Raw genomic sequence first — 13,920 nt, 5'->3', positions numbered from 1 at the left:
CATCATGACCGAGAACACCACGCATTCCCCCCTGCACACGATCCTCGGCGACCTCATCACGGCATCGCACCGGCTCACCCGCCTTGCCGCCCAGGCCACCGGATCCTCCGAATCGCCAGCAGTCTGGCGCACGCTCTCCGTGCTGACCACGGTCGGACCGGTCCGGGTCGGCGAACTGGCCCGACAGAGCCGGGTCTCGCAGCCCACCATGACCAAGCTCGTCCAGAGCCTCGACGAACGCGACTGGATCAAGCGCATCGCCGACGTCGACGACCACCGAGCCTGGCTCATCGCCATCGCCCCCAAGGGGACCGCGGCCCTGCTCGCCTGGCGCGACGAACTCACCGACGCCCTGGAGCCGGCCTTCACGGACCTGGGCGACGACGACCTCGCCGCCATCGCGCGAACGGTCGAGATCATCCAGGAACGCGTGGCCGTCGAGGTCGCCTCGGAGCTGACCGCATGAGCCGGGACACCGCTGCGCACCCCGTCACCCCGATCGCCACCTCGAACGCCGCCGGTGGACACGGCCACGGCGGAGGGCTCGCCGGGATCCTCCACCAGCCGAAGGCCGTCTGGGCCGTCGCCTTCGCCAGCGTCATCGCGTTCATGGGCATCGGCCTCGTCGACCCGATCCTCCCCGCCATCGCCGAAGACCTGCAGGCGACCCCGACACAGGCCGAGATGCTCTTCACGAGCTACCTGCTGGTCACGGGCATCGCGATGCTCTTCACGAGCTGGCTCTCGAGCCGGATCGGCGCCAAGCGCACCCTGCTGATCGGCCTCGCGCTCGTCGTGGTGTTCGCCCTGCTCGCCGGGCTGTCGGACTCCGTCGGCGCCGTCATCGGCTTCCGTGCCGGCTGGGGACTCGGCAACGCCCTGTTCATCTCGACCGCGCTGGCGACCATCGTCGGTGCGGCCAGCGGTGGTCGTGCGAACGCGATCATCCTCTACGAGGCGGCGCTCGGGCTCGGCATCGCCATCGGCCCGCTCCTCGGTGGCCTCCTCGGCGGGATCGGGTGGAAGTGGCCGTTCTTCGGCACCGCGACCCTCATGGCCGTCGGGTTCATCGCGATCGTGGTCCTACTGAAGACGGAGGGGCCGAAGCCGACGCCGCTGAAACTGTCCGCGCCGTTCCGTGCCCTGGCGATCCCGTCGCTCGGCATCCTCGCCGCGGCAGCGCTCTTCTACAACATCGGCTTCTTCACCCTCCTGGCGTACTCGCCGTTCCCGCTCGGGCTCGACGCGATGGGACTCGGGTTCACCTTCTTCGGATGGGGCGTCGCGCTGGCGATCACGAGCGTCTTCGTGGCGCCGTTGCTCACCGCCCGGATGCGCCGGACCTCGGTCATCAAGCTGGTGCTGCCACTGCTGGCACTCGACCTCGTGGTCGGCGGCCTCCTCGTCGAGTCGACGGCCGGTCTCATCGTCTGCATCGTCGTCGGCGGGCTCCTGCTCGGCGTGATGAACACCGTCCTCACCGAGGCCGTGATGGAGGCGACGGACCTGCCGAGCAACGTGGCGTCCTCCGCCTACTCGTCCGTGCGGTTCCTCGGGGGAGCGATCGCCCCTCCGGCCGCCGCGGAGATCGCGAAGCTCGTCTCGCCGGCCGCGCCGTACTACGTGGCCGCCGCGTCGATCGTGGTCGCCCTGCTCATCGTCGTCATCGGCCGCAAGCACCTCGCCCGGGTCGACGGACCCGTGGAGAGCGACGTCGACGAGGCCATCGCGATCACCGCAGCCGACGCGAGCTGACCGCTCCGGCAGGCCCGGAGGTGGACTGGAGGCTCACTCCGCCCCTTCGGGCCGCGTCGTGGTCTGCCGGATCATCAGCCGCGTCGGCCACTGCACCTCGGTGACCGCGTCGCCACCGGCCTCGCCGTCGGGGTCCTGGGGACGACGGCCCTCCTCGAGATCCTGGAGCAGGATCTCGACGGCGCGACGACCCTGCGCCCTGGGTTCCTGCTCGAAGGTCGTCAGCGCGAACATCTCCGCGTAGGAGTGCCCGTCGATGCCGATCACCGAGAGCTCCGCCGGAACGGTGATCCCGAGGCGTCTGGCGGCGATGATGATGCCGATCGCCACCTCGTCGGTCGACGCGAAGACCGCCGTCGGCCGGATCCGGGCGTCGCGGAGCAGCTGGGCCGCGGCCTCGTAGCCGCCGGGCAGCGAGTGGACCGCCGGCAGGACGTGCACGGTGGAGGCGAGGCCGGCCTCCTCCATCGCCGCCAGGTAGCCGGCGAGCCGTCGGCCGTGGACGGTGTCCGTCTGCAACTCGGCGTCGTGACCGGTGATGTGCGCGATGCGGGTGTGCCCGAGCGTGATGAGATGCTCCGTCGCCTCCCGCCCGATCGCCTGGTCGTCGATGTTGATCGAGTGCGCTCCCCGGATGTTCCCGCCGATCGAGACCAGCGGCCTCGGGTTCGCGAGCAGGCGGGCGATCTCGTCCTGCGAGGCCTCGATGCCGATCGAGATCATGCCGTCGAAGCGCTTGTTCGTGAGGTACGAGTCGAAGATGCGGTCGCGGTCCGCGGCGTCCGGCGGCAGGTGGTGCAGGGTCAGGTCGTAGCCCCTGGCGCGCAGTGCGCTCTCAGCCCCCTCGAGCACCTCCCCGAAGTACCAGCGGTTGAGGAACGAGGTGAGGACCCCGATCGCCAGGGTGCGTCCGGTGGACAGGCTCGCGGCGATCGGTGACGCGACATAGCCGATCGTGGCCGCCGCCTGGACGACGCGTTCGCGCGTCTCGGTCGACACGTATCCGCGTCCGGTGAGCGCTCGCGAGGCCGTCGCTTTCGAAACGCCGGCGAGGGCCGCGACATCGCTGATGGCACCACTCATGCCGACTCCCTCCGTTGGGTAGCACCACCATAGCGAATCTGGAACGGACCTGGAACACGGGCATGGAACGGATCCATAACGGCTCGGCCACGATTCCGGCGCAAATCCGCGTGATTTCGGTGGGAGCGCTCTCACTGTCTATTTCGTTATGTTCTCGTGCTTGCATCCTGGTCCGCGGTGAAGTACTTTGACGCATGGAAACGGTTCCGCATCCGGAACGATTCCGCACCAGTGCATCATCGGAACGGCTCGACCCTGGAGTCGTTCGAACCTGCAGCACTCAATGAGGAGGACACAGATGAGTTTCATTCGGACCCGCCGGACGGCCCTGCCGCTGGCCGTCCTGGCCGTCGCGGGCGTCGCGCTCACCGCCTGTTCAGGCGGATCCGGCAGCAGTGGCGGTGGCGACGACGACAAGACCGTCACCATCTACGGCACGATCGCCGACACCGAGGCGGAGCTGCTCGAGCAGAGCTGGGCCGACTTCGAGAAGGAGAGCGGCATCACGATCAAGTACGAGTCCTCCAAGGAGTTCGAGTCGCAGATCGGTATCCGCGCGCAGGGCGGCAACCCGCCCGACCTCGCGATCTTCCCGCAGCCCGGCCTCCTAGCCGACCTCGCCAAGCGCGACTACCTGAAGCCCGCGCCCGAGGGCGTCACCGCCAACGTCGAGAAGTACTGGTCGAAGGACTGGGCCCGCTACGGCACCGTCAACGACACCCTGTACGGCGCTCCGCTCATGGCGAGCGTCAAGGGTCTCATCTGGTACCAGCCGTCGAAGTTCGCCGAGTGGGGCGTCGAGGTCCCGAAGACGTGGGACGAGCTGCTCGCCGTGACGAAGACCATCCAGGAGAAGACCGGTGCGGCTCCCTGGTGCGCCGGTTTCGGCTCCGGCGACGCGTCGGGCTGGCCCGGCACGGACTGGATCGAAGACCTCGTCCTGCGTCAGCAGGGCCCGGACGTCTACGACGACTGGGTGGCCAACAAGGTCAAGTTCACCGACCCGAAGATCAAGGAAGCCTTCGACTCGGCCGGCGAGATCCTCAAGAACCCGGAATACGTCAACGCCAGCTTCGGTGACGTGACCTCGATCAACTCCACGGAGTTCGGCGACGTCGCCCCGGCACTCGCGTCCGGCGCCTGCGCGCTGCACCACCAGGCGTCGTTCTTCTCCGGCTTCCTCGAGGACGCCGGCGCGACCGTCGCTCCCGACGGTGACGTGTGGGCCTTCGTGACCCCCGGCATCGAAGAGGGCGAGACCGCCGTCACCGGTGGTGGCGAGATCGTCGGCGCGTTCAGCGACGACGAGAGCACCGTCAAGGTCCAGGAGTACCTGTCGAGCGCCGAGTGGGCGAACAGCCGCGTGAAGCTGGGTGGCGTCATCTCCGCCAACAACGGCCTCGACCCGGCCAACGCCTCCACGCCGATCCTCAGCCAGGCGATCGAGATCCTGCAGGACGAGAAGACCACGTTCCGCTTCGACGCCTCCGACCTGATGCCCGGTGCCGTCGGCGCCGGAACCTTCTGGAAGGGCCTCGTGAACTGGATCAACGGCGACGAGACCGACCAGGTGCTCAAGGACATCGAAGCCGGTTGGCCGTCCGCCGAGTAGTCGACAACCGGAACTGCTGCTCATGAGCGGAAGCGTCGGAGGGTGATCACCCTCCGACGCTTCCGCCTCGGCAGTGGATCCCCCTAGGGTTCACTCAGGGTCCAACGCCGTACTCGAAAGGCTAGCTATGTCAGGTTTCCTCAACTGGTTGGGCGGACTCCCACCGCTCGCCCAGATCCCGATCGTCGTCATCGCCTTCGCCGCGGTGGTCGCCCTCCTCCTCTTCTTCGTGGACATCGCTCCGCGCAAGGGCACGCTCTACACGGTCATCCGCCTGGCGTTCTGCGTCCTGGTGCCCGTCATCGTCGTCCTGTTCTTCGGCTCCTTCCTCTGGGCCGCGGCCGTCGCCGCTGTCCTCGGTGGGGTGCTCTTCCTGCTCGACTACCGGTCGAAGAAGGGCGTCGGCTACCTCGTGCAGCTCGTCGGCTTCCTCGCACCGGCGTTCCTGCTGCTCCTCATCGGCCTCATCCTCCCGACGATCAACACCACCATCGCCGCGTTCATGTCGGCCTCGGGCAAGAACTTCGTCGGCTTGAACAACTTCATCTGGCTGTTCACCCAGCCGAGCGCCATCCGGACCGTCGTCAACACGATCATCTGGGTGCTCCTCGTCCCCGCGCTGTCGACGGCGTTCGGTCTCGCGTACGCGGTGTTCATCGACAAGTCCCGCGGCGAGAAGTACTTCAAGATCCTCGTCTTCATGCCGATGGCGATCTCCTTCGTCGGAGCGTCCATCATCTGGCGCTTCATCTACGCCTACCGCGAGGCGGACGCCACCCAGATCGGTCTGCTCAACCAGATCGTCGTCTGGTTCGGCGGCACCCCGGTGCAGTGGTTGCAGAACGAACCGTGGAACACACTGTTCCTCATCGTCGTGCTCATCTGGGTGCAGACCGGATTCGCGATGGTCGTCCTGTCCGCCGCGATCAAGGGCGTCCCGACCGAGCAGATCGAAGCCGCCGAGCTCGACGGCACCAACGGTTGGCAGCGCTTCACCAACGTCATCGTCCCCGGTATCCGCTCCTCGCTGGTCGTCGTCGTGACGACGATCTCGATCGCGTCGCTGAAGGTCTTCGACATCGTCCGCACCATGACCGCCGGCAACAACGGCACCTCGGTCATCGCGAATGAGATGTACACCCAGTTCAAGAACTTCGAGAACGGCCGGAGTGCGGCGTTCGCCGTGATCCTGTTCATCCTCGTGCTGCCGATCGTCATCTACAACGCGCGGCAGATCAAGAAGCAGAGGGAGATCCGATGAGTGCTGTGCAGCCGATCGAACTACCGATCGACGACTCCACCAAGAAGCAGCTCGAGCAGGGTGAGCGCGGCATCGAGGCCGCGAGCCGCCGGACGAAGAAGCGCCTCACGAGCCGTGGCGCGACCATCGCCGCGGTCGTGATCGCCGTCCTCTGGACGATCCCGACGTTCGGACTCTTCGTCTCCTCGTTCCGGCCGGAGCAGCAGGTGAAGACCACCGGTTGGTGGACGATCTTCGCCGACTTCCAGGTCACCATCGACAACTACGTGCAGGTGCTCCAGGCGGGTAACTCGACGCTGAACCTGGCGGGGTCGTGGGTCAACTCGATCGCCATCGCCATCCCGGCGACGCTCCTCCCGCTCGTGATCGCGAGCCTCGCGGCGTACGCGTTCGCGTGGATCGACTTCCGTGGCAAGAACTTCCTGTTCATCATGGTGTTCGCCCTGCAGGTCGTGCCGATCCAGATGGCCCTCGTGCCGCTGCTGTCGACGTTCTCCCGTGGGCTGAACGTCTTCGGTCTGCAGGTCGGTGAGGGTCTGGACGCGAGCGGCACGTTCGCGCAGGTGTGGATCGCTCACACCATGTTCGCGCTGCCGCTGGCGATTTTCCTGCTGCACAACTTCGTCGCGGAGATCCCCGGCGAGGTCATCGAGGCGGCCCGGGTGGACGGTGCCGGTCACGGCCAGATCTTCTTCCGGATCGTGCTCCCGCTGACGATGCCGGCCATCGCGTCCTTCGCGATCTTCCAGTTCCTGTGGGTGTGGAACGACCTCCTGGTCGCCCTCATCTTCGCGGACGGTGAAGTCGCGCCGATCACGAAGCTGCTCGCCGAGATCACGGGTACCCGAGGGAACGAGTGGCACCTCCTCACGGCCGGTGCGTTCATCTCGATCCTCGTGCCGCTCGTGGTGTTCTTCGCCCTGCAGCGCTACTTCGTCCGCGGGCTCCTCGCCGGTTCGACGAAGGGCTGACCCGACGCCGCGGTTCGATCCTCCGATCGACAGCGTCGTCGGTGTGCCGATGCCCCGGGAGCTCACGCTCCCGGGGCGTCCGTGCGTCTGCGGGCCGCTCTGTGGTTCACAATTCAGGACGATGTCCGCGTGTCGGGTCTGTCGCCGGGTTACGACGGTCGACGCGCCGGGTCCGTCCTGAGTTGTGAACAGAGACGTGGGTGGGGGAGTTCGGCGGCAGTGTTCACGATTCAGGCAAGGTGCGGCGTGCCCCGCCCGTTTGAACGGATGGTGGTCGCAACACGCGGTGAAGCTCCTGAGTTGCGGACCGTCTGACACCTGCAGCGGCGCATTGAACGGCCGGAGAAGTTCACGACTCGGCGAGAGCCGAACGAACGGCGCCTTCGACGGCGTACCAGTCGTCCATGACCATCCGGTAGGTGAAGCGGAGGACGCGGTACCCGCGGATCGCGAGCATCGCGTCCCGCCACCGGTCCTGCTCGTGGGCATCGGGTGTGTCGTGAAACTCGCGTCCGTCCCACTCGATCACGACCCGCCCTCCCAGGACGAGGTCGACCCGCCCAACTCCTGCGATGGGTACTTGATGTACTCCGCGGATGCCCACGCGCTCGAGGCGGATCCGACCGATGGTCTCGAGGAAGCTGTGGCAGCCGCTCTCTCGTCGGGGGAGGGCGTCGAAGAAGCGGCGGGGGAGCTCCCGCAACCAGTCCTCGAGATGTGCTGCACCGCGCGGATCGACGTTGATGAAGGAGTCGAACGCGGCCACGGCGATGTCCGGGTGCTGGCAGGCCGCGATCTGCAGGGTGGTCTCGTACGGCGAGGTCAGGAGCTTCGGGCGGTCATGTCTGGAGAGGGGCGAGTGCCAGTGCAGGACGAGACCTTGCAGGTCTCGGAACTCCTCGGCACTGGGGTACGTCGTCCGATCGTCGGGGTGGCGGAGTCGTGAGGCGTTCTCCGGAAGGCTCACATGCAGCTCGCCCCTCCGTGCGACGGCCCAGCCATGACGCTCCGCGGCGGAGACGCAGCCCAGGCGGCCACCCACCCGGACGGCACGGATCAAGGCGGGATCTGCGTCGGGAGCCGCGTACCAGCCTCGGCGCGGACGAATGAGCAGGCCGGTCGCCACTGCGAAGGTCAGTTGTCGTCCCGTGAAACCGTGGTCGATCAGTTCACGCCGAGTCACCACCTGTCCCAGGCGCTCGACTGCGCTCGCGAGTCCGATCATCACCTCAGCGTCGTCGTCTCACCTCCGGAGGCGGCCAGCGTCCTCGTGTCGGCGTATCGATCGGGGCAGATCGACCGGCTGTGGAGCGCCCTCGTGTCGGTCCACAATTCAGGATCGGGCGCGGCGCGTCGGCCAGTGGGCACACAAACGGAGGCGAAACGCCGGGTCGCTCCTGAGTTGTGAACCGGCGGGCGAGGACCGGGGGCGGGGAGGTCGGTGGGCGGGGATAAGGTGGCGGGATGAGCATGCACGGGGGACGGGGCGGACCACGCGGTGGTGCCCCCGGGGGTGGCGGGCCCCGCGCCGGCAGCCGCGTGAGCGGCGGCGACACCGAGGCGCAGAAGGCGCTCAACGCCGAGGCTCCGAGGATCCCCGACCTCGGGAAGCGCATCGTCGCCCTGTTCGTCCCGTTCCGCGCGAAGATCATCCTCACGATGGTGCTCGTCGTCGTCGGCGCCGCCCTCGCGGTGCTGCCGCCGCTCCTCGTGAAGCAGGCGTTCGACGTCGGGCTGTTCCCCACCGACGGCGGCGCGCCGAACCTCGTCGCCCTCGCGGAGATCGTCGGGGTCATGATCGCGCTGTTCATCATCGCGGCCCTCCTCGGCGTCTGGCAGACCTACCTCACCGCCACCGTCGGCAACAGCGTCATGGGCGCCCTGCGCATCAAACTGTTCTCGCAACTCCAGGCGATGGAGCTGAGCTTCTTCACCCGCACGAAGACGGGCATCATCCAGTCGCGGCTGCAGAACGACGTCGGTGGCGTCGCGAACGTCCTCACCAACACGGTGTCGAGTGTGCTCGGCAACACCGTCACCGTCATCTCCGCCCTCGTCGCCATGCTCATCCTCAACTGGCAGCTGACGATCGTGGCGCTCATCCTCATGCCGATCCTCGTGGTCGCCCAGCGTCGGGTCGGCCAGGTGCGTGCGCGCATCGCGACGAAGACGCAGGAGTCCCTGTCGGAGATGACGGCGATCACCCAGGAGGCGCTGAGCGTCTCCGGGGTCCTGCTCGCGAAGAGTTTCAACCGCCAGGACACCGAGGTCGAACGCTACAGCGCCGAGAACCGCACCCAGATCCGCCTCCAGGTGAGCCAGGCGATGAGCGGCCAGTGGTTCTTCGCGATGGTCAACATCTTCCTGTCGTCGATCCCGGCGATCGTCTACCTCGTCGCCGGCTACCTCATCACCGGGGGCGTGACCGACGTCACCGCGGGCTCCATCGTCGCGTTCACGACGATCCAGGCGCGCCTCCTGTTCCCGCTCATGGGCGTCATGCGCGTCGCCCTCGACCTGCAGACCTCCGGCGCCCTGTTCGCGCGCATCTTCGAGTACCTCGACCTCAAACCGTCGATCGCCGACCGCCCAGGGGCCGCGCCGCTTCCGGACACCGCCCCCGCGATCCGCTTCGACGACGTCACCTTCCGGTACGCGGACGCACAGGACGACTCCACCCCGACGCTCGACGGCGTCTCGTTCACGATCGAACCCGGACAGTTCGCGGCGTTCGTCGGGCCGTCGGGTGCCGGGAAGACCACCATCTCCTACCTGATCCCGCGCTTCCAGGAGGTCTCCGGCGGCCGGGTCACCGTCGCCGGGGCCGACGTCCGCGACGTCACCCAAGCGTCGCTCGTGTCACGCATCGGGATCGTCAGCCAGGAGACCTACCTCTTCCACGCGACGATCGCGGAGAACCTCCGGTACGCGAAGCCCGACGCGACCGCCGAGGAGCTCGAGGCGGCCTGCCGGGCGGCGAACATCCACGAGGCGATCATGCGCTTCGAAGACGGCTACGACACGCTCGTCGGTGAACGCGGATATCGCCTGTCGGGCGGGGAGAAGCAGCGCATCGCCATCGCGCGCGTGCTGCTGAAGGATCCCGAGGTGCTCATCCTCGACGAGGCGACGAGCGCCCTCGACACGATCTCGGAGCGGGTGGTGCAGATCGCCCTCGACGACGCGACCCGCGGACGCACGACGGTCTCGATCGCCCACCGCCTGTCGACGATCGTGCACGCCGACGTCATCTTCGTCCTCGACCGCGGGCGCATCGTCGAGCAGGGCACGCACCTGGAGCTTCTCGCGGCCGGTGGCGTGTACGCGACCCTTTACGCGCAGCAGGCCGTCACCGCCTGATCCGGGCGTCACGCGACGCACGGCACGGACACCGAGCGCCCGCCGCGCCGGACCGTTCGGACGCGCGCTGGCCGCCATCGTGCGGTTCTCGGACAACCGTGGTCCAGCCATTGTGGGCCCGGGTCGCGGGTGGCTAGAGTGAGCGCCATCGTGACCCCCGAAGGAGGGGGTCCGACCGCGCACCGCCGGATCGAGTAGGGGACTCGTCGATGACCGCAGCTGTGGACGCACCATCCGGATCCTCGCCCGACGCCACCGCGCCGACCGACCCGCCGGGGCCGCCGATCCCGCCGGTGCCGTCCTCCGCGGCCCGCAGCCGTGGACTCGGTCGTGGTCGGTTCGGTCGCCCGGGCTTCAGCATCCAGTCGAAGCTGCTCGTCATGCTGTTGCTCGTCAGCGTCGGCGCATCGGTCGTCACCGGGATCGTCGGCTACCTGTCCGGCAGCGACTCGCTCCGGCAGGCGTCGTTCGAGCGGCTCACCGAGGTACGGGAGTCCCGCGCCCGCGAGATCACCAACTACTACGAGCAGACGCGCGACTCGCTCGTCGTCTACACCCGTGGCACCACGGTGGTGGACGCCATGAACGGCTTCCACGACGCCTTCCACGAACTGGAGGAGCAGCCTGAGGACCCGGCGCGCACAGCCACGGTGACGTCGTTCTACGAGGACACCTTCGCACCGGAGCTCGCCGAGCGAACCGGGGACGAAGCCGACCCGTCGGCGTTCATCCCGACGAATCCGGCCGAGACCTACCTGCAGTCGGTCTACACGCCTGAGGACCTCGACTACGACACCGCCATCACCGTCGACGACGCGGGCGACGGCAGCGCCTGGTCGGCCGTCCACGCCCGATACCACGACTACTTCCGCGAGATCATCGACCGCTTCGGGTACGAGGACGCGCTGCTCATCGACGACGAGGGCGACGTCGTCTACAGCGCGTACAAGGGGCCGGACCTCGGCACGAACGTGCTCACCGGGCCCTACCGTGGCGGCGTCCTCGAGGACGGCTTCACCGCTGCGCTCCGGTCGAACGCGATCGACTACGTCGGCATCACGGACTTCGAGCGGTACCAGCCGTCACTCAACGTCCCGACGCAGTGGATCTTCTCCCCGGTCGGCGAGAACGGGCGGATCGACGGGGTGATGGCGCTGCAGGTCCCCATCGAGGCGATCAACGACATCATGACCGGGTCCGGCGAATGGGAACAGGACGGCCTGGGCCAGACCGGCGAGACCTACCTCGCCGGCCCCGACCAGCTCATGCGCTCGACGTCCCGCCTGCTGATCGAGGACCCGGAAGCCTACGAACGCACCGCCATCGCCGCCGGGACACCGCCCGAGACGGCAGCCCGCGCGGTCGCCGTCGCGGGGACCATCCAGATCCAACCGACCCGCACCGTCTCGGTCGAGCGGGCCCTCGCCGGGGAGACGGGCACGACGATCGGGCGCGGCTATCTCGGCGAGGAGAACCTCACCGCCTACACACCGGTCGACATCGACGGGCTCCAGTGGGTGCTCGTCGCCCGGATCGACTCCGCCGAGGCCTTCGCCCCGGTCACCGACTTCACCCGGAACCTCATCATCTCGGTGCTCGCGATCATCGTCGTCGTGTCGCTCCTCTCGCTCCTGCTCGCCCAGGTGTTCGCCCGCCCGGTGCGATCGCTCGTCGGTGCGGTCCGGCGCGTGGCCGGCGGTGACTACAGCGTCGAGGTGCCGAACACGAGGCGTGACGAATTCGGCGACCTGGGTGCGGCGTTCAACGACATGAGCCGGAGCCTCCGGGTGAAGCAGGAGCTCATCGACGAGCAGCGTGCGGAGAACGAGCGGCTGCTGTTGACCCTGATGCCCGCGACCGTCGCGAAGCGGTACAAGGAGGGGGAGGAGACCATCTCCGAGGTCCACCAGGACGTGTCGGTCATCTTCGCCGACCTCGTCGGGTTCGACGACCTCACGAGGGGGCTCGACTCCGAACGGGAGCTCTCCCTCCTGAACGGTCTCGTCCGCAGCTTCGACGAAGCCGCCGAACGCCTCGGTATCGAGCAGGTGCGGACGCTGCGGGAGGGGTACCTGGCGAGCTGCGGATTGATCGTCCCGCGCGTCGACAACGTCCGGCGCACCCTCGACTTCGCGCTGGAGATGCGCACGATCGTCGAACGGTTCAACGCGCAGCACCAGGCGAACCTGACCCTGCGGGTCGGCGTCGACGCCGGCGTGGTGACGAGCGGGCTCGTCGGTCGGACGAGTCTCGCCTACGACATGTGGGGCGACGCGGTGAGTCTCGCCAACCGGGTGCAGTCCGTGGCCGGGACGGCGGGCATCTTCGTCAGTCAGCGCGTCAGGGACCGGTTGCAGGACACCGTGACGTTCGAGGCCGCCGGCACGGTCGAGACACGTGAGGGTCCGCAGGCCGTCTGGCGGGTCGTCGCAGGGCCGACGTCGTGACCGAGGTGTGGCAGGAACCGTGGTTCCCGTGGGCCGTCGGGCTCGCGGTCGGCGTCCCCGTGCTGCTGATCGTCCTCACCGAGGTGCTCGGGGCGCTCAGCCGTCGCGGGAGTGCCGCGGCGAAACCGGTCCGCCTCCTGCGCAACTTCGTCGTCCCGGTCGGCGCGGTCTTCGCCCTGGTGGTGTTCGCGACGGCGCGGGCGGACGACATCACCTGGGTGCGTATCGTCGGGACGCTCCTCGGCTTCCTGCTGATCCTGCTCATCCTGTCGGCGTTCAACGTCGCCCTGTTCGCGAACGCCGAGGAGGGATCCTGGCGCGATCGGATCCCGTCCATCTTCGTCGACCTCGCCAGACTGGCCCTCATCCTCATCGGCCTGGCGATCCTGTTCTCCTGGGTGTGGGGAGCCGACATCGGCGGGCTCGTCACCGCGCTGGGCGTCACCTCGATCGTCATCGGCCTCGCCCTCCAGAACGCCGTCGGCGGGGTCATCTCCGGGCTGCTCCTCCTGTTCGAGCAGCCGTTCCGCCTGGGTGACTGGCTCGACACGGGCAGTGTCCGTGGCCGGGTGGTCGAGGTGAACTGGCGCGCCGTGCACCTCGACACCGGCAACGGCATCCAGATCGTGCCGAACTCCTCGCTCGCGGGGGCCTCGTTCACGAACCTCAGCCAGCCCGTCGGCGCGTTCACGGCGAGTGTCGAGGTGACCTTCGCAACCGACGACCCGCCCGACGAGGTGCTGCGGTTGCTCCGGGAGGTCGCATCGGCACTCCCGATGCTCGAACCGTCGGACGAGGTGTCCGCCGCCTACCTCGGCGCAGCACGGTTCACGGTGACGCTGCCGGTGTCCGGCCCGTCCACCGCCGACGAGGCCGTCGCCCGCTTCCGCGCCTGGCTCTGGTACGCGGCCAGACGCCGCGGCCTCGCGCTCGACGGCGACGGCACCGACCCGATCGCGACCCCGGAACGACTGGGTGCGGCGCTCGGCACCCTCGCCCCCACCCTCCACGCACGCGAGGAGGACCTGGACCAGCTCGCCGGGAGCTGCACGCTCGAGCGGTACGGGCCGGGGGAGACCGTCCAGGCCGCCGGGGCCGTCCCGGACGCCATCCGCTTCCTCATCGAGGGTGGCGTGCACCTCGCGGTCCCGACGAAGGACGGGCTCATCACCTTCCAGCGTCTCGGCACAGGCGACGTCATCGGCCAGACGGCCCTGACCCGGGAGGTCGCCATGGCCGCCGCGATCGCTGACGGGACCGCGCTCGTCCTGAGGATGCCCCTGTCCACCATCGACCGGCTCGTCCGCACCCGACCCCGGCTCGCCCAGGAGATCGGCGCCTCGATCGACCACAAGCACCGGCAGGCGCAGGCGGCGCTCGCCGAAGCCGGGATCGTCCGCGGTACCATCGGCCGATAGCCAGCCGTCGTCA

The 13,920-nt window shown here is 68.3% G+C and carries 10 protein-coding genes; 8 read left to right on the top strand and 2 right to left on the bottom strand.

What is annotated here, in order from left to right; translation table 11 throughout:
* Positions 1–4 precede the first annotated feature (4 nt).
* Both ASE44_RS01030 and ASE44_RS01025 read left to right on the top strand, forming a co-directional pair.
* The gene (locus ASE44_RS01030; RefSeq protein ID WP_056014129.1) at positions 5–466 is read left to right on the top strand and encodes a MarR family winged helix-turn-helix transcriptional regulator; all 462 of its coding nucleotides are present in this window, start codon (positions 5–7) and stop codon (positions 464–466) included.
* Positions 463–1,755 carry an MFS transporter gene (locus ASE44_RS01025; RefSeq protein WP_082455590.1) on the top strand — a complete coding sequence of 431 codons (1,293 nt, stop codon included), beginning with the start codon at positions 463–465 and terminating at the stop codon, positions 1,753–1,755. Before ASE44_RS01030 ends, ASE44_RS01025 begins: the two co-directional genes overlap by 4 nt.
* A gap of 33 nt (positions 1,756–1,788) precedes the next feature.
* Here the strand turns inward: ASE44_RS01025 and ASE44_RS01020 are convergent, their stop codons facing one another.
* Positions 1,789–2,838 (bottom strand): LacI family DNA-binding transcriptional regulator, encoded by a 1,050-nt coding sequence (locus ASE44_RS01020; RefSeq protein ID WP_056014132.1) that lies wholly within the window; start codon positions 2,836–2,838, stop codon positions 1,789–1,791.
* A 298-nt stretch (positions 2,839–3,136) separates the two neighbouring features.
* Here ASE44_RS01020 and ASE44_RS01015 point away from each other — a divergent pair, with 298 nt between their 5' ends.
* The 3 genes from ASE44_RS01015 (at position 3,137) to ASE44_RS01005 (ending at position 6,682) form a co-directional block, all read left to right on the top strand.
* The gene (locus ASE44_RS01015) at positions 3,137–4,450 is read left to right on the top strand and encodes an ABC transporter substrate-binding protein (RefSeq protein WP_056014135.1); all 1,314 of its coding nucleotides are present in this window, start codon (positions 3,137–3,139) and stop codon (positions 4,448–4,450) included.
* Positions 4,451–4,577: 127 nt separating this feature from the next.
* Positions 4,578–5,711, top strand: coding sequence for a carbohydrate ABC transporter permease (locus ASE44_RS01010; RefSeq protein WP_056014137.1), 1,134 nt, complete (start codon positions 4,578–4,580; stop codon positions 5,709–5,711).
* Positions 5,708–6,682, top strand: a complete 975-nt coding sequence (locus tag ASE44_RS01005; RefSeq protein ID WP_056014140.1) for a carbohydrate ABC transporter permease — start codon at positions 5,708–5,710, stop codon at positions 6,680–6,682. Before ASE44_RS01010 ends, ASE44_RS01005 begins: the two co-directional genes overlap by 4 nt.
* 349 nt (positions 6,683–7,031) lie before the next feature.
* Here ASE44_RS01005 and ASE44_RS01000 read toward each other — a convergent pair whose 3' ends face one another.
* Positions 7,032–7,649 (bottom strand): endonuclease domain-containing protein, encoded by a 618-nt coding sequence (locus tag ASE44_RS01000; RefSeq protein ID WP_162235719.1) that lies wholly within the window; start codon positions 7,647–7,649, stop codon positions 7,032–7,034.
* A 503-nt stretch (positions 7,650–8,152) separates the two neighbouring features.
* Here ASE44_RS01000 and ASE44_RS00995 point away from each other — a divergent pair.
* The 3 genes from ASE44_RS00995 to ASE44_RS00985 all read left to right on the top strand — a co-directional run bounded on the left by ASE44_RS00995 (position 8,153) and on the right by ASE44_RS00985 (position 13,907).
* Positions 8,153–10,042: an ABC transporter ATP-binding protein gene (locus ASE44_RS00995; RefSeq protein ID WP_056777063.1), complete on the top strand. Its 1,890-nt coding sequence runs from the start codon at positions 8,153–8,155 to the stop codon at positions 10,040–10,042.
* Between the two features lie 209 nt (positions 10,043–10,251).
* Positions 10,252–12,489 (top strand): adenylate/guanylate cyclase domain-containing protein, encoded by a 2,238-nt coding sequence (locus ASE44_RS00990; RefSeq protein ID WP_200920986.1) that lies wholly within the window; start codon positions 10,252–10,254, stop codon positions 12,487–12,489.
* Positions 12,486–13,907, top strand: a complete 1,422-nt coding sequence (locus ASE44_RS00985) for a mechanosensitive ion channel domain-containing protein (protein WP_157579742.1) — start codon at positions 12,486–12,488, stop codon at positions 13,905–13,907. The genes ASE44_RS00990 and ASE44_RS00985 overlap by 4 nt, the downstream gene beginning before the upstream one ends.
* The last annotated feature ends 13 nt before the right edge of the window (positions 13,908–13,920 follow it).

The organism is Plantibacter sp. Leaf1 (genome assembly GCF_001421315.1).
Taxonomy (GTDB): Bacteria; Actinomycetota; Actinomycetes; order Actinomycetales; family Microbacteriaceae; genus Plantibacter.
The sequence above is the reverse complement of the archived record's forward strand: the minus strand, read 5'-3'. Positions and strand labels throughout refer to the sequence as shown.